The organism is Kordia algicida OT-1 (assembly GCF_000154725.1).
Taxonomy (GTDB): domain Bacteria; phylum Bacteroidota; class Bacteroidia; order Flavobacteriales; family Flavobacteriaceae; genus Kordia; species Kordia algicida.
In genome coordinates this window covers 195,802-220,334 of sequence record NZ_DS544873.1, presented here as the reverse complement: position 1 = coordinate 220,334, position 24,533 = coordinate 195,802, and the positions used below count along the sequence as shown (strand labels likewise).

The following is a 24,533-nucleotide window of genomic DNA, read 5'->3' as shown; positions in this document are numbered from 1 at the left end:
AGAGTTTTTCACTCCTTATCTATCCATTCATATTTTCAACAAATAACCAAATAATTATTTAATTTTTTTAGCTTTTTAAGTCATCCATTCTGTAGTTGCAGTACTTACCAGTTTCAAAGATTTTACAACTCTATTTTATTTTCACAATAAATGTATTCATGTTTATAGCTATCCTAAGATAAATGACTCATTATAGATTGTTTTTAGTATTTTTATGATAATGAAGAAGTCATTTTTTAAATTTTTAGCCAAACTAAACAAGGTTCTGTTACCTTCTTTTTCAAAAAAGCAATTGGATTTGAGCAAAGCTACCAAAGTACAACTCGCTATTATTGGTTGGCGTTATTACGTCACAACCAAAGCGTTAGATTGATGAAGTCCTTTTTAGGATTTTGACTTATTTGTTTATGAACTGAAAAAAAGCAATTTTTTGCGCTCTATTGTTTGGTTTTATTATAAAAAGAAATATATTTGCACCCGCAATATGCAAAAGGCCTCGTAGCATAACTGAATAGTGCACTTGATTACGGCTCAAGAGGTTGCAGGTTTGAATCCTGCCGAGGTCACAAATAAACGAAAAGCAAGCTAAAGTAAATAGCTTGCTTTTTTTGTTTTTATTTTTTTATGTCAAATTTAAAGTAGATTTTTGTTGATATTCCACACAATGATTCAACGTTTAAATAATTTTTATTGAGCACAAAAAAAAGAAAAAAATACTTAATTTAGCTTGATTGCTAATTGCCGTTATTTGATAGCTGATATTAATTTTACCTAAATAACCTATACTATAAACTCTAATGTAAATCGCCCATGAAAAAATTTACAATCTTCTATGCAGATGATGATGATGATGATTTGATGTTTTTTGAAGAAGCTGTGACTTCAATATGCGAGAATGATCAGAGTTTAATTGAATTATGCCTCCTTAAAAACGGACTCAATCTTGTAGATTCTATCGAAAAAAATAAACAGAAAAATTCAGTGGTATTTCTAGATTTAAATATGCCGCTAAAATCAGGATTTGAACTTTTGGAAGAAATACGATCTAAGCCTGAAATAAATAATATTCCTATCATTATGTACTCAACAAGTTCCGATCAAACGAACATTTCTTTGAGCCATAAATTAGGAGCAAATTATTATGCAGTAAAACCAACCAGTTTTAAAGAATTGATGAAGATTATTTCGAATGCTACCCGACTCAATTGGGAAAATCATTCAACAGACGCCAATAATTTTATATTCAATAAAATTGCTGTCTAACAACCGACATACACATCTAATCTTACATGAATAATTTATGGAATATAAGAATATTACCAATCAAGATGTCGTAAATTTAGAAAATTGCGAAGATGAACCTATTCATATTCCTGGACGTATTCAGCCGCATGGATTTTTGATTTCTGTTAAATCCGCTACAGATGTTGTCAATGTTTGCAGTGAAAATATTCATGATTATTTAAGATTTACACACGAAGATGTTTTAGGAAAAAATATTGCAAAATTATTCAATGATGATTTTCTAAAAGCCTACAAAAGTTTCAAAGAAGATACGGCAACATCACATAAAGAATTTAATTTTTCTTTTGATGATACGCTGTTCTCAATCTGCATTCATCTTAGCGATCAACATATTATTATTGAAGGCGAACCTACCGAAAATCAATTTGGACAAGACAGAAGATTATACAATTCATCCAAACAATTATTAGGATACATTCAAGATACATTAACGCTCAAAGAACTCTGTGATTCAGTCGCAAAAGCACTGAAAGAAATAACGGAGTATGATCGCGTTATGATTTATAGGTTTGATGCCGATTACAACGGTGAAGTTTTTGCCGAAAGTAAAGAAGATCACTTAGAACCATTTTTAGGTTTGCACTATCCGCATACTGACATTCCTGCACAGGCCAGACAATTATATATAAAAAATCATTTGCGAATTGTTGGTGATGTAAATTACAAATCAGTTCCGCTGTACACACACAATTCAAGTGCTGTAAATACGCTCGATTTAAGTTTATCCGTTCTTCGAAGTGTTTCACCAATTCATATAGAATATCTTCAAAATATGGGCGTTGGAGCAACACTAACTGTTTCGTTAATTCACAAAGGAAAATTATGGGGATTGATTGCCTGTCATCATTACTCACCAAAATATTTAAGTCAAGAAATTAGAAACACAGTTACGCTTCACGGACACTTTATTACTTCTCAAATTGATATTAGAATATTGAATGAGGAATATGAAATTGCCAGAAAAGCAAATTTGGCGGTAGATACATTAACCACAAAGAATCTTAATTTTCATCGCAATTCATTAAAAGAACTGTTCGCAGAAGATGCAATTATTCAGTTATGTAATAGTTGTGGTGTATCACTTTCTGTAGATGGAAAAATGCATTCAAAAGGAGATACACCTTCTGATATTGAAGTTAACTTGTTAGGTGATATTTTATTTGATTTTAGTAGAAATAAGCATTTTTCGACTTCTGAATTATCCCGAATAACTTCAGATATTGTATCTATTGTTGAAAAATTTCCAGGAATTAACTATTATTCTTTAGGAGACGAGCACAATTATATCATTTGGTATCGTTATCCTACCTTAAAAGAAATTAATTGGGCTGGAGATCCAAGCAAATCTATTGTAAAGAAAGAACAAAGATTATCACCAAGAAAATCCTTTGAAAAATTCACAGAAAGTGTCAAAAACACCTCCAAACCTTGGCTTGAAGCAGAATTGGCAGCAAGTTCCAGTTTTACAAATTTTCTCATAAATCACCTCAGGTCTATTCGAACCAATGAAGAAAAAGAAAAACAAAAAAAGCTGAGTGAAATATTGAAGCAAGCCAATGCTGAATTGGAAAATATTAATTGGATAAGTACGCACGATTTACAAGAACCTTTGCGCAAAATACGCATGATGGCTTCTACGCTATTGACAAGAAGTGATCAAAATTTGCTTTCTGACAAGGTAATCGATAGAATCACGAGAATGCAAAGTTCAGCCGAACGTATGCAAACGTTAATGGATGATATTTTAAAGTATACCAAGACTAATAATATTGAAACTCCCGATTTAGAAACAGTAAATTTAAACAAGCTGCTTCCGCAAATTAAAGAAAGTATTTATGATACGCTCGTTGATGCAGAAGCATCTTTGGAGATAAAATCATTACCTATCATTAAAGGAATTCCATTTTTGCTCAGGCAACTCTTTCTAAATATTATATATAATTCAATAAAATTTAGAAAACCTAATGAGTTACCTATAATTACAATTCACACCATAACAGAAGAACGTAACGAAATTAATCAAAATGGTGCATTTCATATTGTGGAAATTAGCGATAACGGAATTGGATTTAACAACGAATACAAGGAAAAGATTTTTAAGATATTTTCTAGATTGAATAGTAAAACAGATTATGAAGGTTCTGGTATTGGACTCGCGCTCTGCAAGAAAATAATGATAAAGCATCATGGTTTAATTGATGCAGTAGGAGAACGAAATAAAGGTGCAAAAATTAGATTGTATTTTTCTAAGATTTAGTCTGTAATAAATGATTTTGCAAAGATGCAAATATATCTTTCGCACCTTGTATCATTAGCTCTTGATCTATCTTTAAAGTAGGATTTAAAACATAATTCTTAAATTTTGACCACATTTCTGGTGTGTTATCGCCATAAGAATTAAAATAATTGTTTGCATTTATTGTTGAAACTGATAAATGTTTGTCGAGCATTTTTGTAATAATTTGTCCACCTAAGGTAGAACCTTCAATCACATACAAAACACCCAAAGCGTACGATGTATTTTCAATATGTACAGTGGAAGTCGTTTCGTTTGTTACAACAGCATTTTTACGTATAATTTCAATATCCTTACGAAGATTTTCTACGTGTTGACGCGCGCTTATATCTGGAATTACTGAAGCTTTAATCTTTGTTTGTAATTTTTTTTCTATAGGATTGTAAAACGCGTGAAGTCGTTCAAGCAAACTCGCATAAGCATCAAGGGAAGCTAAATTTTTGAGTTCTTCCACCAAAACTTTTTCAACATTTTGATGATTGGTTTTAGTTTCTTCTTTTATTCTTTGAAGTAGGTTCATTTTATATCAGTAACACAATTTCGCTTTTAGAAAAAAATAAGCGAAAAATTTCCTGTAAAGATATAAAGACCATTAAAAACAACTTAGGCTTTTATTGAAAAAAAATTCTTCTTAAAAATACCAAATATATTAGCGTGCTACACGTGCTTTGAGTTGATACTGTTTTGGAGAATCGCCATATTTATTTTTGAAAATTTTACTGAAGTAACTTCTGCTCGTAAAACCAACGCTATAAATGATTTCTGCAATACTCATATCTGTCGTTCGAATTAATTTTTCAGCAGCAGTCAATCGTACATAACGTATAAAATCGATCACAGTTCTATCGCAAAGAATTTTAAAACCTTCTTGTAGTTTTGCAGGCGATAATCGTGTCATTTCACACAACATACTTATTGTATATAATTCTTGCGGATTTTCTTCAATTGTAGCAATCAAAGACACAATTTTAGTCAATTCGTCATCCTTTAGCGAAGTATTATTTTCAAGTTTTGATGCGTTTGGGTGAAAAAGTGCAATTTGGTTGACTAATGCATTACGAATAAGGCTTTCAAAATGTGTGAGTACGGTAGTATTATCTTCACGATCTGCTTCTAAAAATGTGTGAATCAAACTAGACATTTCTTCATGCTGATTTCCGATATACAACTGTTTATCTGACAGTTGCAAACTATTTAACCAACAAATCAGTTTCAGCAAACTCAAATTATATTCATTATTTCGAAAAGTTGTAAACATGCTCACATCTAAAGAGATAATAGAAACTTCAGTAGCAACATCTTTGGCAAATGTGTATGACTTTATGGATGGATATTTGTTAGAAATAACCATACTTTGGTTGCGACTTTCATTTAAATATGTAGAAACTTTACCTTCGCTAAAAATAATATTTCCAGCAGAAACACCAATAAACTCAATGATGTTCTCATTATTATTTTTGAGTAAAAGTTCGGTGATTTCTTTAAAATTTCCTTTAAAATTTAGAAACGAAAGTCCCGAATCAAAATCTATACCTGTAAGTACAATAGCGCCTTTTAGGTTGTTTATTGTACATGTATACAAACCATCTTTTTCTGTAAATTTGCCTTCAAAGAAATTACTAATTCCAATTAGAACGTCTTTAATATGCGTATTTTTTATGTGCGTTTTCTGCATTCTTCATCCTCCTTTTATAACGGAATTATCACGAAACAAAGAACCGTAAAGTGTTTAATATGTGTTAACACTATTGACACAATAAATAACACTATTGCACAAAAATATTAACACAAATGAATAGTTTTGTTGTGTTTTTTTGAAAAAAGGCTAAACAGTTATACGTTGCTAGGCAGATTTATCTTCACGTGATTTTTTGAGATATGCGTTTGGAGAAATGCCGTAACGTTGTTTAAAAATCTTTGAAAAGTAACTTCGCGAATTGATACCTATTTTATAAGTAATCTCAGAAATATTGAGATCGGAAGTTTCCAAAAGTTCCTTTGCTTTTTCTATGCGATGATTTTTAATAAATTCATTCACAGAAGATTTATACAAATATTTGAATCCATTTTGCAAAGTATTTGGATTGACGCCTACACGTTTTGCCAATACAGTTACATTTTCAACACTTGCAATTTCGTTTTTGATAATCTCAACAGCTTCTTCAATCCGTTCGACTGTTGCTTGACGCAGAATTTTACGTTTCTCGGGCGTATACGTATCGTCTAAATATTGTTGTATGTAGTTAATGAGAATTTCATAGGCTTTTCCTTCAAGAAAAATAGACTTCATAAAACCGTCTAATTCGCACTCTGTAAATTCTTCAATAAACTTAGCGATGTCTAAGCTATATTGATCTTTATAATAAAACTTATTGATTCCGTTGCTATCTCTAAATAGTGAAATCAAATCTTCATTCATATCTTCCAAAAAAGATGAAATTTTTTCTTCAAACAGTTTTCTGTTAATTTCAATACTAAAGGTACAAATAGGAACTTCTGCAGGAATTTTAAAAATATGATTATTGGTTGGAATACTAGAAGTCATTACGCTTTCTAAGCGACCAATAGTATGTATATCTTTATCTTCTGCAAACTGATGTGTAAAAGGAGATTGCCTGTTAAAGATAATTTTCAAAGGATGAACAATTCCTTTTTTCAGTTCAAAATGCAATTCTTTCTTTAAAAGATAATCGGTTTCTAAGACTCCAATTCCAGCATCAAAAACAGTAGCTTTTATATAGCCTGAACCTATATTTTTTGGAATTCTTAAGCAATATTCGTTGTGATTTTCTTCAAAATCAACAGACAAAGCGGCTGCCATATCTTTTACAATATCACTAGCTTCTACGTCGCCTACAATTAATTTTTTATTCTTTTTTTTTCCCATTTACATAATAAATATACTATAATAAAGCGTAGGTATTACGGATGTGCTCATAAAAGAAAAAATAAGCAGTATCGTTGTATGTCCTTTTTATTATTTACAAGATTGATTTTTTAATTAGTTTAATTAATTTTTGACACTAATTTTTGCTTAAACATCATGGCAGCAGTTGTATAACCGCCTTCAGTACCATCTACAAAATGAATATGATTTTCTTTTCGATCTTGCACATAGCACGACATAATGGAAGCGTGCGTAACATGAATTCCGTAAGTAATTTCCTTTTGAAACTCCATATTATCTAAGAAAATTTGAAACTTCCGTATTTGCTTATCATTTCCAGAAATTACGGTATTTATTGCGCCATCTAGCATAATGGTATCACTCAATTGTGTAACGCGAAACAGATAGCGTTTTCCTTCAGGGAAGATTTTAAAATAATATTTTCCAAAAACAGTAATCAACCAATTCCTAATGAGGTATTTTCGATCGTATTTACCAATCTTAGTCATCATTTCCTTCTTAATTTTTTGGATAGAAGTATTCAATTTTAATTTTAAAGTTGTGATTGGTCTTCGCTCATCTAGTGTTCCAAAGATGTAATTTATTTCATCCATAACACTTTTATAAACTTGTGCTTGTTTGGTTTCATCGCTGCAACTAAGCAGCAAACACATTACTTTGTCTCCTTCATTATTTGGTTTTATCTCATCCCAACGACATTCCATTCCGGTCAAATTGATAAGATGTTCGTCGTTTTCAGTAATGTCAGAAGATTTAAAAGTATCTTTTATATGCGCCTCCGCAAATTTTAATCCGTTACCAATAATTATAGGCGTTGTTAAATATTCATTATGTCTAAGCTTTGCAATACGTGCAGTGACATTGTTGCTATAAATATCATCTAAAATGACTGAACCAACTCTTAAGTTAAGGTTTGCCGTTTTTTTAATATGTGCGCTGTAAGTATTTAGGGCAGTTAGGATTTGCGGAATAATTTCATCAGGTATGATAAATGTTGCTCCATCACCTCCAAAAAAGTAGGGAACTTTTATCGCAGCATCAATTGTTTTGATTTCATTTAAAACTGTGATGATGCTTCCTGTAGCAATTAGATTAATATCATTATGTCTCCCGCTAGCTACAGCTTTGCTTGAGTTTTCTATGTCGGTAACAACGATGTGCCAATCTTTGGGAACACCTTCAAAAAGACTTTCGTCTTTCAATAAATCCCGCAAAGGCATAAAATGCTTTGGAAGATTAGCGTAAAAACCTATCATACAATTAGTAATGGTTGCAACACAAAATTACGCTATAAATACTTATAAAGTGAACTCTATAAATTAAAAATACACGTAATTATATAACGAACATTTAAAATTATGTAATAAATTTAGTAAATGAATAAACTATTTTTGTAATTGTAAAATTCGATCATTTTAAAAAACACCATATACACACCAACGAAAATGACAATCCAAACTAAAACTACAAGCCGAGCAGTAGGACTCTTTACAGTTATTGCTGTCGTTTTTGTACTATATGTGTTAAAACCATTGGTAATGCCATTATTGTTTGCCATGATCCTCGGCGTTATGATCTTTCCTGTACAACAGTTCTTTGAAAAAAAATGGCGATGTAGCAGAATGTTTGCAACAATCTTCTCAATATTTTTAATCTTTTCAGTAACCGTAATCTTACTATTTATCATATTCTTCCAACTTCAAGAATTTACAAATGGTAGCGAAGATTATGTAGGGAGAATTTCCGAACTATACGAAAATACTGTAGCTTACTTAGGCGATGCATTCAACATGAGCAATAGCAAAACTGTTGAAGGTGTTGATAATACTGAAAGTTCTAGCGGTGTCGATTTCAATTTGAACAATTTATTAAAAGGAAATTTTGATAAAATAACGTCATTACTAACACGCTCAGGTTCTTTTATGAGTGATCTTGTGTTGGTTCCTATTTACCTATTTTTCTTTTTATACTATCGTAGATTTTTGCGCACTTTTGCATATAAACTATTCAAACATAAGTCACAATCATTTGTGAATAAAATGATTAATAAAATATACAATGTACAACAGAACTATTTGGCTGGTTTGCTAAAAGTTATGTTGATTGTTGGCGTATTAAACACTATTACTTTGCTCGCTTTGGGAATAGAAAATGCTATATTCTTTGGTTTTTTTGCAGCAATATTACTGCTCATTCCATACATCGGAGTTATTATAGGAGCTTTGTTACCTGCCATGGTTGCATTGGTCACAAAAGATTCTATTTGGTATGCTTTTGGTGTTATTGGCTTTTTTGGCTTCATTCAATTCTTGGAAGGAAATTTTATCACTCCCAAAATTACAGGTTCAAAGGTAAATATGAATTCGTTTGTAGCAATCTTATCCTTAATAGCGTTTGCCATGCTTTGGGGAATTTCAGGGATGATTGTCGCCTTGCCCATTATTGCCTCACTAAAAATAATATTCGATCACACACCAGGTTATGAAGCGTATGGTTTTTTAATGAGCGAACCTGTAGATGCATTACTGCAAAGTAAAGCTAGACAGCGACTTAAAGTTTGGAAAACAATACGTCAGAAAAAAAATAAATAAGTCGTTCGCGATTTTCTTTTGAAACACGCGAATAAATCAGAAATAGTTTAAATTTACTCAGTAAAATTTATCAACATGAAACTATTTGTAAAGTTTGATTTTAATGTAGTTTGTACCAAAATACTCGTAGAAAAACTCGAAGAATTTGGTATCAAGTATGCAATGTTGGGTTTTGGCGAAGTAGAGGTTTTAGAAAAAATTCCTTCTGAAGTCTATACTGCTTTTACGAAAGCCCTTGACGAATACAGCATTGAAATTGTAGAAAATCAGAAAAGCATTCTTGTCCAAAAAATAAAAGATACGATTGTAGATATGGTTTTCAATGAAGAAACCATCAATATAAAAACTTCAGCATATCTTGCTGACCAATTAGGACACAGTTATGGATACTTATCCAACTTATTTTCTGAAGTAACTTATACTTCTATCGAAAACTTTATCATTCTACAAAAAATAGAATATACCAAACAATTAATTATAGAAGGAAATTTGACCTTAACCGAAATTGCCTTCAAGCTCAATTATTCAAGCGTAGCACATTTAAGCACGCAGTTTAAAAATACGACCGGAATTACACCAAGTGCATTTCAACGCATCATTAGCAAACGCCGCGACATACTTAAGAAATAATAATCAGCCTATTTACAAATGAATCAAGATTATATACATATAATATTAGCAGATGATGATGAAGATGATCGTCTGTTTTTTACAGATGTTTTCGAAGAACTCAAAATGACCACAAAAGTAGATACATTCAATGACGGAGTCTATTTAATGGATTATTTAAATAGTGAAGACGCCATTATTCCCAATGTATTATTTTTAGATTTAAACATGCCTAGAAAAACGGGAATGGAATGTTTAAAAGAAATCAAAGCCAATGATAAATTTAAGGACATGGCAATTGCCATTTATTCAACCTCAGCCTCTGAAGAAGATATAGAAAACACCTTTGTATATGGAGCTAATATTTACATCAAAAAGCCTGATAATTTCAAAAAGCTCAAAAAAGCATTGTCAGAAGTTGTTACGATCAATTGGCAATATCATACAAGCGGATTAAACAAAGATAATTTCTTACTAAGACTGTAATTATGCCTCTAAAAACTATTTATAAAGCGCCTTGGTTTGTGAAAGCGGTATTTATCGTTTCCTTTTTCCTCATATTTTTTGTGGCAGGTATCACGTTTAAAAATATGAATAGCCTTTCTGATTCTTCTGATTTAGTCACAGAAAAATATGAACTTGCCATTAAATTGGAACAGATTCTTTCTTACCTAAAAGATGCAGAAACAGGACAGCGCGGTTTTATGGTTACTAGAGATTCCACGTATTTAACACCCTATATTTCAGGTAGAGAAAATATAAATGACAGATTTGTTGAGATCAAAGAATTAATCATTGACGAATCTAAACAGCACAAAAACCTTATAGAACTTGGTTTTTTGATTGACAATTGTTTGGATAATCTCGAACAAACACAGCGATTTATACTCAAAGATCAAAATAATTTTGATAGTCCTACTTTTGAACGTTTATTTAATCGCGGAAAAAGAATAATGGATCAAATACGAGGGAAAATCAAAGTTATGATTGATTTTCAAAATGAAAGATTGGAAAAGCATCAAGCGACTTACGAAAGTAGTTTAAAAGTTACGCCGATATTTTTGTATTCATTAATGCTAATGTCATTACTATTGCTCATTGGCGGATATGCCAAAATAATGTCTAACCTGAAGAAACTAGAACGAACAAACCGATCGTTAGAATTGTTTAAAGAATCTACCAACCAATCAGAAATTGTCAGCAAACATGGTACTTGGACTTGGGATATTGACGATGACAATTTTAAATTTTCAGACAATTTATATCGTTTGTTAGGAGAAGAACCACATTCATTTGAGCCAACAATTGAAAATTTCATGAAATTTGTTCATCCTGAAGATGTGGAGACATTGTCCGAGCAAATAGCTAAAATGCAAAAAGAATACGATTTGCCTTTTGTCTATTATCGTGTCATTCATGAAAATGGAAACGTTAAGCACTTAAAAGCCTACGGAAAAGCCATTGTAAGTAGTAATGGAAAGCGTACTCTTTTAGGTACTACGACAGATATTACGGATGAAACACGCAGTTTTAGAGCATTGGAAGAACGAAATTTAGAGTTGGAAAGAAACAACAAAGAATTATCTGCTTTCAACCATGTGGCAAGTCACGATTTGCAAGAACCACTTCGTAAAATTCAAACATTCCTTTCACGATTAGAAGAAAAAGAAGAAGGTAACTTATCAAAATCTGGGGAAATGTACATGTCGCGCATGAAAAATGCTGCTACACGAATGCGCTTACTTATAGACGATTTGCTACAATTTTCTAGAACCAACAAAGCCGACAAAGTACTTGAAGTCTCAAACATTAATTTATTACTTGAAGCAGCAAAACAGGACTTGGCAGAAGTTATCACACAAAAAAATGCAACTGTAAAAGCAGATACATTTCCTGTAATGAAAGTAATTCCTTTTCAAATACAGCAGCTTTTTGCAAATCTTATTGGAAACTCTTTAAAATACATAGCCGATGATCGCAATCCTGAAGTGACCATTACTTGCGAACAAGTAAACGCAGATGACGAGGAAAAGCTAATAAATGTAAAATACGACGCGTATTATAAAATTACTTTCAAAGACAATGGAATTGGTTTTGACAATGAATATGCCGACCGAATCTTTGTTTTATTTAGTAGACTTCACAATAAAGACGAATATTCTGGTACAGGAATTGGACTTTCTATATGTAAAAAAATTGTAGAAAATCATCTCGGTTACATTTTTGCAGATGGAAAACCTGGTGTTGGAGCTACATTTACAGTTTACTTACCGATAGATTAAAATTTATATTATTACCTCAAAAAAAAAGCTTTAAACCTCGTGTTTAAGGCTTTTCTAGGTTTAAAACTACCCAAATGTAGAAATCTTATAACGATGATTGGAAATCATGTAACGCGTGAAGCCAGTCTTTGCGCTACTTTTGTAAAGTAATCATAAAGCACATATAAATACAAATGTTATTGATGTAATAGTTGAAAAGTAATACGATAGATTCTGTTGCATCTTTAAGAAGAAGAAGAAAAAATGAAAAGGATGAAATTTAATAGATATACATTCATAACAACAGGAATCATACTTATTACAACTATAGCGGTAAGTCTAAACTCTTGTGATTTTTTTATAGAAACTGAACAAGCAAGAACTGAAAAAGAAACCATCGCTAATAATGCTATGACAGCACAAAAGAATGAAGCTAAACTTTTAGTAAAAGCTTCTAAATATAATTTAGATGTTATTGAATTATGCACGATCATAGAAAGTAAAGATATCGAAGAAGAAGTAAAGGAAATTGTTGCAGAAATTAAAGATGAGCAATTAGATATTCTTGAAAAGTATGATAAAGTAGCAACCGAAAATGTAATATCTATTCCAAAATATTCAAGCATAGAGTATCAGGAAATTAAAGAAATGATAGATGCAGAAGGTTTGGAAAAACCATTAGAGTTGCTAAGTGACAAAATTTCCTCTCAAAAGGAATTTGTTGATAAGCTATCTGACACAACTAATAATTCAGATTTTAAAGCATTAGCGCACTATGCTAACTTAACGCTAAAAAAAAGCATCAACAAAACAAAAGAAACAATAGAAATTATAAACACTGATAGTTAAAAAACTATCAATCAATAATAACCAAAAAAAAAATTACTATGAGAAGTTTATTATACATCATTGCCGTAATATTAGTTATAGGATGGGTCTTCGGATTTTTTGTGTACAGCGCAGGAGGACTAATTCACATTCTATTGGTAATCGCAGTAATTGCAATATTACTAAGATTAATTGGCGGACGAGGAGTCTAAATCTACTCTAAAAGATTTAAATAAAAACATTTAATAATTAATTTAAAAAAACAAAAAGATATGAAAGTTAACAACACAGTATTAGTATTAGGAAGTGCATTAGTAGGAGCTGCAATTGGAGTTTTATTTGCACCAAAAAAAGGATCAGAAACAAGAAAAGAAATTGCTGACGGAACAAAAGACTTAGCAGATTCAGTAAAAGATAGCGTCGATCAAGTAATGAACGAAGTATCTCAAAAATTTAACGCTGTAAAAAGAGAAGGTGAAGAAATTATTCAAAGAGGTAAAGAGAAAATCAACACAGCGACACGCGTAGCACAAGACGCTAAACAAGAATTGCAAGAAGAACTGTAATCATTGATTTTCAAATCATACAGTCAATTACCAATAATAACCAATAATCACTAATGGAAAGTACTACGTCACATATAGAATCTATTTATCAGAAAGCAAAGGCATATACTGAGACAAGTATAGAGTTGTATAAACTCAACGCCATCGATAAAACTGCCGATGTGATATCATCACTTGTTTTGTGGATCGCTTTAGGAACTATATTCGTGGTATTTCTATTATTTGTCAATATAGGGATAAGCCTCTATGTAGGTGGATTACTCGGAGCGAGCTACATCGGATTTTTAATAGTTTCCTCCTTTTACCTGCTCATAGGTTTATTTCTCTATATTTTCAATAAAAAACTCATCACCAAACCTGTTACTGATCTTGTAATTTATAAGTTGATGAGAGAGAAAAAAGAAGATATTTTAATCTCTAAAATGCAAGAAGACAATGAATAAGGTAAGTAACAACAGAGAATTAGAACAAGCTATTTTAAAGTTAAAAGCTCAAAAAGAAGCTGATATGTTTGAATTAAAATCACAAATATCAGCATCCATGGAAGAACTAAGACCAACACGTATTATACAACGTATTGCTGATGACTTAAAGAATGAGCCACAAGTACAAAACAATGTGATTCAATCTACCATAAGTTTGGCGGTAGGATATTTGACCAAACGACTTCTTATTGGAAAATCGAACTCGTTCTTCAAATCAGTCTTAGGATATTTAGTCCAAATTGGAGCTACTAAAATAGTCTCTAACAAAATAATAACTAACAATAAATAATAACACATAATAATGAAAAAATTAATCTTAGTAGCAATTGCATCATTATTTACAATAACAACGTTTACTTCTTGTGAAGAAAAAACGAAAGAAGAAAAATTGATGCAAGAAATGAAAGAAGACGGAGCTGAAGTTAAAGTAAAAGACGATGGCTCAAAAATCAAAATGGAAACTGAAGATAAGAAGGTGAAAATCAAAAAAGATGATGATGAAACCGAGATCAAAGTAAAAGAAGAAAACTAAAACATACAAAATAACAAATTACTGATTTAAAGCTACTTAAATATTTAAGTAGCTTTTTTTTGTTTAAACTTTTTATAAAATTATATAACAGTTATAGAAAATTGTGTAACACAAAAAGGTCGTATAAGTTGCATCTTTGTATTGTAATTGGGAATAACCTAAAAACAGAATATTAACCTAAACCTTCAAAGATGAAAACTATACAAATAAACATCAGCAATATCGCAGCTACTTTCAATAGTTTAAAAAACGAATGTCAAGGTCAACTGCAAGAAACAAGTACGGAGAGAATTCTAAAATTCCAAAATGAACTTGGTAGTGGAAACATCTCAGGTTTTAATTTTAACGACAACATTTCGTACATTACTTACGACGTACAGTTTAATGAAAATACAACACTTATTTTCGATCAAGACACCAACAAACAATCTCTCAACTATATATATTGTTCTCAAGGAGAACTATTGCATAGCTTCGGAGCAACGAAAAAAAGAGCTCGTTTCTCAGAAATGCAAACAGCTATATTTTCTAATTCGTTAGGAAAAGCAAATCACATACATATTCAAAAAGATGGATATCTAAAGTTTACCATGATTAGTTTCTTGGCAAGCAAACCAATCACGGAAGAAACAGATGAATTCACAAGTCAATTAATGCAACTATTCCATTCAAAAGAAATTGATGGTAAATTCTCATACACAAGTTCATACAACCTCAAAATAAAAGAACAACTAGATCAAATTGATGGAGTTTCTAGCGACAACATTGCAAGCGCATTACTCAAAAAAGGAATGTTGCAAGTATCACTATCTATGATTGTAAAACAATACTTTGAAGATATGGAACGAATTGTTGAAAACAGTTGTGGATTAACGAGAAAAGAACTCGAAGTCATCAAAGATGTTGGGGAATTTATCAAAAACTATCCAGACAGACAATTTGATATAAACTACTTAAAGAAAAAAACCGGATTGACACCTGCAAAACTACAAACAGGGTTCAAAATGTTATTTGGAAGAACGGTATTAAGTTTTATAAAAAATGTTCGTGTAGAATTAGCTGAAAAGCTGATAAAAAATTCAGACTTAAGTATTTCTGAAATCGTTTACACCATCGGTTTTAGTAGTAGAAGTTACTTCTCAAAAATATTTAAAGAAAAATACAATTGTAGTCCAAAAGAATACCAAGATGGTAAAGTTACTCTGGCAATGACTGCATAAAACAGCCAAAATTAGGCTAGAAAAAATATAATAACTTTTTAAGCACTTTTTATACTAATTAGTTTAAATAAAGTACATTGTGGTATGCTAATTGTACTATATAATAGTATGAAAACATATACTCAATTTATGCAGATTAAAACGACAAAAATTTTCACAATATTCTTTCTATTAGTCAGTCTTGTCACTTTCTCGCAGCAATTACCAATTGCGCATGATGAGGAAATTGACCCGATTGGTGAACTAAAAGATAACACACTTCAACTTTTATTAGAAGCTCAAATAAATAACAATCCGAAATGGAAAACTTTAGTACGAAATAAAAAGCTATCTATTGGTATTGTAGACATGAGTGATATTAGCAATGTACGATACGCAGGAATCAATGACAAAGAAATGATGTATGCCGCAAGTTTACCTAAAATTGCGATACTTTTGGCAGCTATGGATGCTATTGACAAAGGAGAACTTAAAGATACTAAAGAAGTACGTCGCGACATGCGATTAATGATTAGTAAATCTAACAACAGAGCTTCTACACGTATGATTGACAGAGTCGGTTATGAAAAAATAGAAGCCGTATTGCGTGCGCCAAAAACAAAACTTTATGATGAAGAAGTTGGTGGCGGACTTTGGGTTGGAAAACGATATGCCGCAGGCGGAAAACGAAACCCTGATCCAATGAAAGGATTAAGCCACGCAGCAACCACACGACAAGTTTGTAGCTTTTACTATCAACTTGCAATGGGCAATTTAGTCTCTACAGAACGATCAAAAGAAATGCTCGATATTATGAAAGATCCTGCATTACATCATAAATTTGTTAATGTATTAGATCAAATTGCACCAAAAGCAACAGTATACAGAAAATCGGGTTCTTGGAAAAATTACCATTCCGACTCCGCTATGGTTTGGGGACCAAAACGTCGTTACATCATTGTAGCACTTGTAGAAGACGGATCGGGAGAGCAAATAATGCGGAAACTCGTAAAACCTCTAGACGTATTGCTGAGAAAAAACAGAAAAATTCTGATTAAGAAATATTAATGCTTAAAAGCTTTTTAAATAAAACATTTGGACTAAGAGATGGTGAAATATACATCTCTTTTTTAATGCAATTATGTATTTTTTTAATCATTACAGTATTACTTATTGTAAAACCTACCATAAACGCTATATTTTTATCGCAATTAGGACCTGAACATTTGCCGTATGGATATCTCTTAGTTGCGATAGTTGCAGTGCTTACCTCCTATTTTTATAACAAAGCTATTCAACGGTTTTCACTCATAAAAGTAACCGTTTCCACACTAATCTTTTTCAGTCTCGGATTTCTCATATTCAGCGCATTGCTGCAATTTTCCATGATTAACGACTGGATTTTATACGTATATTATCTAGGCGTTTCACTTTTTGCTGTTATTGCAACATCGCAATTCTGGATTTTAGCCAACATGGTGTACAACTCACGTGAAGCCAAACGTTTGTTTGGTTTTATTGGTGCGGGCGCAATTGCTGGTGGAGTTTTTGGTGGATATCTCACAAGTATTGTCGTATCTGCTTTTGGAAACGAAACGGTAATGCTACTCGCTGCAGTTTTGATTCTCTGTTGTATTCCAATACTCCAAAAAGTATGGAAATTACGCTTAAAAGTGATGAATACGTACATTCGAAATCAGCGAAAATTTAATGAGACTTCAAACTCGGAAACCTCGCTCAAAATCATTTCCAAATCAAAACATCTTACCTATTTGGCGCTCATCACTGGAATCAGTGTGGTAGTTGCAAAATTGGTCGATTTTCAGTTTAGTGATTTTGCCAACAAAGCCATTGACAATCCAGAAGAATTAGCTGCATTTTTTGGCTTTTGGTTTTCTACTTTCAACGTGTTGGCACTATTATTACAACTCTTTTTTACCAATCGTGTGCTCAGTAAACTCGGTGTTTCAAGCACATTACTCATCTTACCTTTGGGAATTGCCATGGGAAGTTTGCTATTTCTAACCTTTCCAGAATTGTGGGTTTTAATTCTCATCAAAGGAATTGACGGAAGCTTCAAGCAATCAGTCAACAAAGCTGCTTTCGAATTGTCAATCATGCCAATTCCGCTAAATATAAAAAATCAAGCAAAATCGTTTATAGATGTCGTTGTAGACAGTATTGCCACAGGTTTATCTGGTTTTATGCTGATCTTTCTCATTAGAAAATTAGCTTTAGACACAACCTATATTACCGTTATCATTCTATTTTTTGTTTTTATATGGATTCTTCTCATTTACAAACTTCGCGAAGCCTATTACAATTCGTTCCGAAAAAATATAGAAAGTACCATCTTAAAAAATGATGATGCAGAAAACGACAGAAGAAAGCCAGAAACTACACTTACTGCCGCACGCCGTATTCTTAACGGAAATAACGAGCAAGCGATATTGACTTTGCTAGACAGATTGAACAATTACAAATTAAAATCGCTCAAAAGTACCATTGTAAAATTGTTAAATCACCCGTCAAATAAAGTAAAAACAGCCGCTATAAAACAGCTATACATGTATGACGATGCTACAGAAATTGATCGGATTACAAAGCTAATTCATCAAAAAGATGACGAACTTGTGTATGCTGCATTAGATTATATTCTTTACCATTCCAACTCAGAAACACAATTTTTTGAAACCTATCTCAATCATGAAAATGATTACATTGCCAATGCCGCTTTACTATGTTTGGCGAAAGACACGGCAAACAACGAAGAATTGGCTTCAAAATTTGAACTGAACAACAGAATTACTAAAAAAATAAACGCGATCAGTGGTGCTGAGGTTGATACGCGTGAATCTCATATAACCGACCTTCTCATTGCAGTTGCATATACAGAAATGCCAATCCATTACAATTTCATTGAAAATCACTTAAAAAGCCACAATACTAACATAAAATCGCATGCTATTGAAGCGGCAGGAATTACGAAAGATCCGCAGTTTTTAGATCCGCTATTTTCGTGTTTATCTGAGAAAGAATTCCGTAAAAAAGCAATCAAAGCGCTCAAAAATTATGGTCCAGGAATTACGACAACTATTCTTGACATGGACAAATCGCAAGTATTAAAAGCAAAAAACAAAAGATTTGTACCCAAAATTATAGAAGCATTCAAAACGCAAAATGCGGTTAATATATTGATGCGCTTAATGAAAAGTCGTGATTTTATCATTCGGATGGAAGCGTCTCGTTCGCTCTTAAAACTTAGCAATAAAAATAAAAAATTGGTTTTCAATGCACGTTTGCTTAAAAATTTGATCCTAAAAGAAGCCAAACATTACCGACAAGCCTTAGTGACTAAAAACATCTTGAATCAGCTTATCAATGTAGATACAAGCACTGAAAGTGAAACAGTAAATGTCCCAGAAATTACGGAAGCTAGAAGCGCTATAGTAGAAATTTTGGAAGAACAAATGGAAACGAGCCTGCGTACAATCTTTAAATTACTCACCATTATTTATGACGAAGCTGATATTAGCATTGCGTATTCAGGATTATTGAGCAATGTAGAAGATGCAAGGGTAAATGCATTAGAGTTTTTAGACAACTTGCTCAAAGGACAATTAAAGTTCAAACTGATTCCACTATTAGAACATTTTTTAGCAGAAGACGATTCTTCCAAAAACAAGTTTATCAAATCTAAAATTTTAGATGAAAAAACAGGATTAACAGTACTTATCAAAAACAGAGGAAAACGCACCAAACTTGCAGTATTAGCACTAATTCGTATACAAAACGACCAACGTTTCGTTCCGTTAGTAAAAAGCTTAAAAAACCACAAAAATATTGAAGTAAGATATGCCGCGAAGCAAACTTTAGAAAAGTTAAATCGTGTTGAAATTGTGTAACTTAGTGATTTCATAAAATACCTCAATGCAAAATCCTTATATATTTAATCTCCGTTTAAAAAATAGAAAAATTGAAAGTTGGACTGAATTTAAGTCAGGAAAAATACTAGCAACACTGTCAAGTCCATTAACTGGATCAGATTATAAAATCTATGTCATTACATGGCAGAAAAATATTGTGTACATCGGCACAACACGTGACCGAATTAAAAACAGATTAAATAGTGGATTGAAAGGAAGTCCTAAAAAAGGATATCACGGATACAAATGGAAAGATCAGGAAGAAATTCGCGTGTTTATCTGGAATTTCCCAGCGTTGAATAAAGAGCAGACTGAAAATATTGAAGCAGAATTGGCATACATTGTTCGCAAAAAAACAGGAAAATGGCCTAAGTTTCAAAATGAAATTCACTTTAATAATAAATATGAACAGAAAGGTAAGCACATGGCAGAAAACATCTATGAAACTGTAATGGATAATTTAAATTTGACATAGAAGTGATTTAAATTTTTCTGGTTTAAGCGAAAATTAGAAGTTTTAAGTACTGTTGAAGACTTTTTTGAGTTTCATAGCAGCGCTACGGAACGAAAAAAAGTCAAAAATAGGGCTGAAAACAGCAATTTTTTAGCAAATCAAAAAAGTTTAAATCACTTCATAAAAAAAAGCCATTTTTACTTTTCAGCAAAAACAGCTTTTAGATATCTAGTATTAAAATCTGATGGAATTTTCTAGCTAATTCCCGTCGCCTTCATTTCCGCCTTCATCTTCAGGGTCTTTATAATTTTCGTCTAAAACGACCAAATCGTCATTATTTTTCGTGATTAAATTATCAATCTTACTTGCCAAGTACATGTGTGCACCTGCCGAATTTTTATTCAACACATTGCTCATCAAACAAACAATATATTTTATACCATTTGAATGTTCTACAATGATTACAGAATTCATATAATTGAATACGTTTCCTGCGTATTTAGCACAATTCGGATTCTTTTCACGATCACATTTATAGTAACTTCCCGATTTAAAATATACCGATGCGCTGTCTAATTTTCTCGATCGTGCATAGCGAATACGTCTGTCAGTTAAGTACAACAAACGTTTCATTTCTAGACTAGAAGCTTCATCCACAACTTTTCCTTGTTCTAGTTTTACTAAAAATTTCATCAAACCTCTTGGCGTTCCAATGCTTCCTCCTTTTCTTCCTACATAACGTCCTGCAGGTCGTGTAAACATTCCGCCCAAGCGCCAATCATCTTCAGAAATTCCCAATTTACGTAATGGTTCATTTACTACAGTATTGGCTAAGTTTGTCAGCGAATCTCGTGGTGTTTCCTTAAAATATCGTTCGCCATCTTCTTCCGTTAAATTTACATAATCTTCTTCAAAAGCCGCCATCAACATTGCTTCTCTGTACAATACACTTGCGGCTCCGTTATTACTCACAGAAACCATGTGATCTAGCCATTCAAATAGTGAAAATTTATCGTCTGCGCGAACACGTCTTTTGGTTAATTTATCATTCTCAATATCATAAATTGGCACCGTGTGATGATCGCCTGTTCCCCAATAACGTGCAGAAACTTCAATTCCTTTTAGGTATGCAATACGTTCTTCAAAAGAATCGGGACATATTTTTGCCATTTGTGTAAAAACTGCATTCAATACGGCAATTTTCCCAACACTTCCAGGTTGATAACCTACATTTTCTCGATGTGAAGCATATTTTAATGCATCCGGATTACTCATGTCTAATATTGCCACAGAATACGCTCCGCCAGGAATTAAGCGTTTTACTTCACGCATAAATTCGGCATCATCAACTAAAATTCTGTCAATACTATCTTCGTTGTTTGTGGCTAAATTTAGTTTTATTTCGTCTAACTTTTTATATGCTCCAAACGGAATTCGATTGTATGGAACGCTGTCTAGTTGCATTTGTCGCAATTGATACAAACGCTTGATTCCTGTACGCTCATAACCATCAATCGGATACGAAATAAATCCGAAAGAGATTAAAATACATAGCGCAACAGTTATGTAAAGTAGTTTTTTCATGTTATAATTTTGTGTTAATCGAAACCATTTTTTCGGCATCTATTTTTGGTGTGATTGATTGTAAATACTCCGAACTTTTCGCTTTTTTGTTTTCTACGAACGGACGAATTTGAAACAACCATAATTTGTTGTCCTTAAATCCGAATTCTACATCATACGCTTGATTTACAGAAGCGGTATGTTCAGTCATTTTTGCTCGAACTCTTTCAGCGATCTTGCGAATGTCTGCTATATTTTGTTCATTTAAAATTGGCGATTCAAACGATGTATAATGTTGTTTTGTGCCGCCATAATTTGGCAATCGGATGTAATTTGGCTGTCGTGCAGGTGCTAATAAATAGTTTTCTGTTTTGGTAATAAGTCTTGTTTCTGCAGATTGACCATCTACAGCGCCACCAGCACCTCGACTGAATGCAACCGTTAAATCTTCATCATTTCCGGAGTTGATTCCTTTGGTAATCATCACGCCAGAATAATCGACATCGACACTCGGAATGATAAGTATTGAAGGAAAAACATTTTCAGGATTTGACAGGTATTTTTGTCGCCATTTAAAACTACGCTCTGTATATGCAGACGCCCAAACACGCTTGATTCCTTTGATGATTTCATCTTCATCTTTGATGTTGAAAAGCGTCAAATTTAGACCTGCACCCGTAAATTCCTTTAAATCTTCCATGTTGGTATCACTTCGTAAAAATACAGGAACTTCGCCCATTTTGCCACCAAAAGTACTTTTGAAACTTGTGTATAAATCACGTTTAAAATCAGCATCGAGTGGCATTTGAATGATGGCATCGTGTAATTTTTTCAAATTTGCCAAAAGGAAAGCTTCTACTTTATCTTCTGATGAATTGTTTTTGCGCATTTTATCTGCTTCCGCGAATGTACTATTTAGATACGTCCAATAACTCATTCCTTCGTTTGGCATGGTTTGGTTCATGTGCGATCGGAATAATCCGAAAGGAATAATGAGTCCTTCTACAACTTGGTCAGGAAATAATTCTTTTAATTCTCCAAGATTTGCTGCTTTTGGCCCACAAAGTTTTCCAGAATCGGAAGCGTTTACATCACGCATGTTGATGACTTTTGAAACGTCTAATCGGATATCTTTGATAGGAACTTCAATGACATTTTTGCTGCGTTCTTTTTTACTAAAAAGTGCCGTTTCGTTTGCTAACATGTCACTTTCCGTTTTTAAGACTACATTTCCTTTGTTAGAAACTGCATAGAATACCTTTTTACCATGGTACTTTTTCAACGCTTTCAAATTCTCATACGATAATACTGTATTAGGAATTCCTAAGTTACGTGCCAATAATTGCACGTGCGATACTAGATTTCCTTCTGAAACTGTCATAATTCCTGCCACAGGTTTTAAATCGTGCGGCGGTTTTTCAAAAATGTAAATTTTGTCGGTACTTACTTCAATGTTGTCAGGATTTCCATCTACCACCACCAATTCACCAAAAGCATAACCAGGATTCAATCCTCTAATTGCTGTTTGATTGTCAATGGACATTACTTGATTGTTAATATTGGACATTTTAGAGACAAATGCTCCCAAATCACTTACTGTTTCTCCTAAGCTTAGTGCGATACTACTGCGAACTCTATCATCAATAAAACTGTATGTCTTCGGTTCAAAAGTTGTGTATATATCCACATCTTTTTGATACGTTGCTTTTACCATGGAAGTACTCCATTCCACAATACTTCTGGCTTGACTTAGAATGCTGTTGAGCGTTTCAATACTTAAATCGTTGTTTGAAAGACTTTCGCTGAGTTTTGTTTCAATAGCACTGTATTCCCAGTTTTCAATCAAACCTGTTCCTGCAGAAGCACAAACCAAAGCGTTTATTTTTTCCAAATTGTCTTCTAAAGTAACCACTTCCCAACGTTGCACTTCTTTGAGTAGAATGTGTTCCAATTCGTTAGAAATGTCTAATAGCTTTAATCTGTCTTTGTTATTTTTAAAGGTGTTTACTCCTGATCGAATTTCATATAATAGTTTTGAGATTTCTGTCACCAATGTCTTGGGAGAAGCCTCTGTATTGTATGTTTTTAGGAAAGTTGTAAGTTGTTGTATTGTATAATTTTTTTCTGAAATTAAATTTACATCATTCAGCAATTTTGCAAAGTTGATAGGCGCGTAATATTCACGCATGGTTTGTAATAGTTTTGAAAAATCTTTTTTCTCCTTGTCGGAAAGTTTTGCGTTGTGTTTTGCTAGATAACTTTCTACGAGAGCAATATCAGAAGCATCTGGTTGCCCATGAATTTTTATTCGAACATCCATAAAAGAAGGAATGTCTTCAGCAAGTAATTTAGATTCGCTTCGCATGTCTTGCGCCAGATTGTTATCTCCATTATGCGGAACGTCTTTTAGTGCTTGTCTTGCTAAAAAATAATTGCTATGTAAAAATTGGTCATCTATAAATAAGGTTTCAAAAAAATCTTTTCCCCATTCTTGTTCGTCTTCACTTTGAAATGCGCCTCTGTAATATTGTGCGCGTCGCAAAACCCAACCATCGTCAATGCTTGCAAGATATTTTCCGATTTGATATTGTTTCAATCGGCTGAAATTATTAGAAGCATCTAAAAACTCTTGAAGCGTTAAAGAAGCTAGAATTTCACCAAAAAACAAATGATTGCTTTTTCGTAAATCGATTGCACTTCTTTTAAAACTTGCATGTTGTATTCCGCCACCAATACTGTCTGGACATGGATCTCTTGCTTCTCTGATGCTTCCGTTTTCACAAAACCAATTGATTCCGCTGTACGGTCCGCGACGATCTTTTTTATAATCTTCAATAAGATTTTTGATTTGCGAAGTCGTTTTCTCTTGAGCATGTAAACAACATCCAAAAATGACACAGAAAAGTAATGTGATTTTTTTTATCATGTGTTATGCTTTTTTCCCAGCGATTAATCCAACAAGTAGAGCAACAACACCAAATCCAATAGCAATGTATGCGTTATTATTATC

General features: G+C 32.6%; 23 protein-coding genes and 1 tRNA gene. 18 read left to right on the top strand and 6 right to left on the bottom strand.

From position 1 onward, the window contains the following. Nucleotides 1-220: 220 nt before the first annotated feature. The 4 genes from KAOT1_RS23480 (at nucleotide 221) to KAOT1_RS00975 (ending at nucleotide 3,562) form a co-directional block, all read left to right on the top strand. Complete coding sequence (locus KAOT1_RS23480) at nucleotides 221-373, top strand: hypothetical protein (protein ID WP_007092796.1); 153 nt, start codon at nucleotides 221-223, stop codon at nucleotides 371-373. 119 nt (nucleotides 374-492) lie between these two features. Next, nucleotides 493-566: transfer RNA gene (locus KAOT1_RS00985), tRNA-Arg, on the top strand. A 244-nt stretch (nucleotides 567-810) separates the two neighbouring features. Beyond that, nucleotides 811-1,263 (top strand): response regulator, encoded by a 453-nt coding sequence (locus KAOT1_RS00980; RefSeq protein ID WP_007092795.1) that lies wholly within the window; start codon nucleotides 811-813, stop codon nucleotides 1,261-1,263. Between the two features lie 37 nt (nucleotides 1,264-1,300). Then, nucleotides 1,301-3,562: an ATP-binding protein gene (locus KAOT1_RS00975; RefSeq protein WP_007092794.1), complete on the top strand. Its 2,262-nt coding sequence runs from the start codon at nucleotides 1,301-1,303 to the stop codon at nucleotides 3,560-3,562. On the opposite strand, the gene KAOT1_RS21715 is transcribed toward KAOT1_RS00975, so the two are convergent. From KAOT1_RS21715 to KAOT1_RS00955, 4 genes are all read right to left on the bottom strand, one after another. Beyond that, nucleotides 3,552-4,121 (bottom strand): biliverdin-producing heme oxygenase, encoded by a 570-nt coding sequence (locus KAOT1_RS21715; protein ID WP_007092793.1) that lies wholly within the window; start codon nucleotides 4,119-4,121, stop codon nucleotides 3,552-3,554. The genes KAOT1_RS00975 and KAOT1_RS21715 overlap by 11 nt on opposite strands. Nucleotides 4,122-4,250: 129 nt before the next feature. Then, nucleotides 4,251-5,276: a helix-turn-helix domain-containing protein gene (locus KAOT1_RS21710; protein WP_007092792.1), complete on the bottom strand. Its 1,026-nt coding sequence runs from the start codon at nucleotides 5,274-5,276 to the stop codon at nucleotides 4,251-4,253. A 168-nt stretch (nucleotides 5,277-5,444) separates the two neighbouring features. After that, on the bottom strand, nucleotides 5,445-6,488 hold the full coding sequence (locus tag KAOT1_RS00960) for a helix-turn-helix domain-containing protein (protein ID WP_007092791.1): 1,044 nt from the start codon (nucleotides 6,486-6,488) through the stop codon (nucleotides 5,445-5,447). 119 nt (nucleotides 6,489-6,607) lie between these two features. After that, complete coding sequence (locus KAOT1_RS00955) at nucleotides 6,608-7,765, bottom strand: DUF3095 domain-containing protein (protein WP_007092790.1); 1,158 nt, start codon at nucleotides 7,763-7,765, stop codon at nucleotides 6,608-6,610. A gap of 189 nt (nucleotides 7,766-7,954) precedes the next feature. Here KAOT1_RS00955 and KAOT1_RS00950 point away from each other — a divergent pair, with 189 nt between their 5' ends. From KAOT1_RS00950 to KAOT1_RS00890, 14 genes are all read left to right on the top strand, one after another. Further along, complete coding sequence (locus tag KAOT1_RS00950; RefSeq protein WP_007092789.1) at nucleotides 7,955-9,100, top strand: AI-2E family transporter; 1,146 nt, start codon at nucleotides 7,955-7,957, stop codon at nucleotides 9,098-9,100. 75 nt (nucleotides 9,101-9,175) lie between these two features. After that, nucleotides 9,176-9,730: a helix-turn-helix domain-containing protein gene (locus KAOT1_RS00945; RefSeq protein ID WP_007092788.1), complete on the top strand. Its 555-nt coding sequence runs from the start codon at nucleotides 9,176-9,178 to the stop codon at nucleotides 9,728-9,730. Between the two features lie 18 nt (nucleotides 9,731-9,748). Next, nucleotides 9,749-10,195 carry a response regulator gene (locus tag KAOT1_RS00940; RefSeq protein WP_007092787.1) on the top strand — a complete coding sequence of 149 codons (447 nt, stop codon included), beginning with the start codon at nucleotides 9,749-9,751 and terminating at the stop codon, nucleotides 10,193-10,195. 2 nt (nucleotides 10,196-10,197) lie between these two features. Continuing rightward, nucleotides 10,198-11,991, top strand: coding sequence for a CHASE3 domain-containing protein (locus KAOT1_RS00935; protein ID WP_007092786.1), 1,794 nt, complete (start codon nucleotides 10,198-10,200; stop codon nucleotides 11,989-11,991). A 252-nt stretch (nucleotides 11,992-12,243) separates the two neighbouring features. After that, a complete protein-coding gene (locus KAOT1_RS00930; protein WP_007092785.1) occupies nucleotides 12,244-12,819 on the top strand; it encodes a hypothetical protein in 576 nt (191 codons plus the stop codon). 38 nt (nucleotides 12,820-12,857) lie between these two features. Beyond that, nucleotides 12,858-13,010: a lmo0937 family membrane protein gene (locus KAOT1_RS22605; protein ID WP_007092784.1), complete on the top strand. Its 153-nt coding sequence runs from the start codon at nucleotides 12,858-12,860 to the stop codon at nucleotides 13,008-13,010. 60 nt (nucleotides 13,011-13,070) lie between these two features. After that, the gene (locus tag KAOT1_RS00925) at nucleotides 13,071-13,364 is read left to right on the top strand and encodes a YtxH domain-containing protein (RefSeq protein ID WP_007092783.1); all 294 of its coding nucleotides are present in this window, start codon (nucleotides 13,071-13,073) and stop codon (nucleotides 13,362-13,364) included. 53 nt (nucleotides 13,365-13,417) lie between these two features. Continuing rightward, on the top strand, nucleotides 13,418-13,807 hold the full coding sequence (locus tag KAOT1_RS00920) for a hypothetical protein (protein WP_007092782.1): 390 nt from the start codon (nucleotides 13,418-13,420) through the stop codon (nucleotides 13,805-13,807). Beyond that, nucleotides 13,800-14,138, top strand: coding sequence for a hypothetical protein (locus KAOT1_RS00915; protein WP_007092781.1), 339 nt, complete (start codon nucleotides 13,800-13,802; stop codon nucleotides 14,136-14,138). Before KAOT1_RS00920 ends, KAOT1_RS00915 begins: the two co-directional genes overlap by 8 nt. 12 nt (nucleotides 14,139-14,150) lie before the next feature. Further along, nucleotides 14,151-14,381, top strand: a complete 231-nt coding sequence (locus tag KAOT1_RS00910; RefSeq protein WP_007092780.1) for a hypothetical protein — start codon at nucleotides 14,151-14,153, stop codon at nucleotides 14,379-14,381. A gap of 191 nt (nucleotides 14,382-14,572) precedes the next feature. Further along, nucleotides 14,573-15,601 (top strand): helix-turn-helix domain-containing protein, encoded by a 1,029-nt coding sequence (locus tag KAOT1_RS00905; protein ID WP_007092779.1) that lies wholly within the window; start codon nucleotides 14,573-14,575, stop codon nucleotides 15,599-15,601. Between the two features lie 108 nt (nucleotides 15,602-15,709). Next, nucleotides 15,710-16,648 carry a serine hydrolase gene (locus KAOT1_RS00900; RefSeq protein WP_238528670.1) on the top strand — a complete coding sequence of 313 codons (939 nt, stop codon included), beginning with the start codon at nucleotides 15,710-15,712 and terminating at the stop codon, nucleotides 16,646-16,648. A gap of 65 nt (nucleotides 16,649-16,713) precedes the next feature. Beyond that, nucleotides 16,714-19,485 (top strand): Npt1/Npt2 family nucleotide transporter, encoded by a 2,772-nt coding sequence (locus tag KAOT1_RS00895; protein ID WP_238528669.1) that lies wholly within the window; start codon nucleotides 16,714-16,716, stop codon nucleotides 19,483-19,485. A gap of 25 nt (nucleotides 19,486-19,510) precedes the next feature. Then, complete coding sequence (locus tag KAOT1_RS00890) at nucleotides 19,511-19,981, top strand: hypothetical protein (protein ID WP_007092776.1); 471 nt, start codon at nucleotides 19,511-19,513, stop codon at nucleotides 19,979-19,981. A gap of 237 nt (nucleotides 19,982-20,218) precedes the next feature. On the opposite strand, the gene KAOT1_RS00885 is transcribed toward KAOT1_RS00890, so the two are convergent. Both KAOT1_RS00885 and KAOT1_RS00880 read right to left on the bottom strand, forming a co-directional pair. Continuing rightward, on the bottom strand, nucleotides 20,219-21,544 hold the full coding sequence (locus tag KAOT1_RS00885) for a serine hydrolase (protein ID WP_007092775.1): 1,326 nt from the start codon (nucleotides 21,542-21,544) through the stop codon (nucleotides 20,219-20,221). 1 nt (nucleotide 21,545) lies between these two features. Then, on the bottom strand, nucleotides 21,546-24,449 hold the full coding sequence (locus tag KAOT1_RS00880; protein WP_007092774.1) for a PEP/pyruvate-binding domain-containing protein: 2,904 nt from the start codon (nucleotides 24,447-24,449) through the stop codon (nucleotides 21,546-21,548). Nucleotides 24,450-24,533 lie beyond the last annotated feature (84 nt).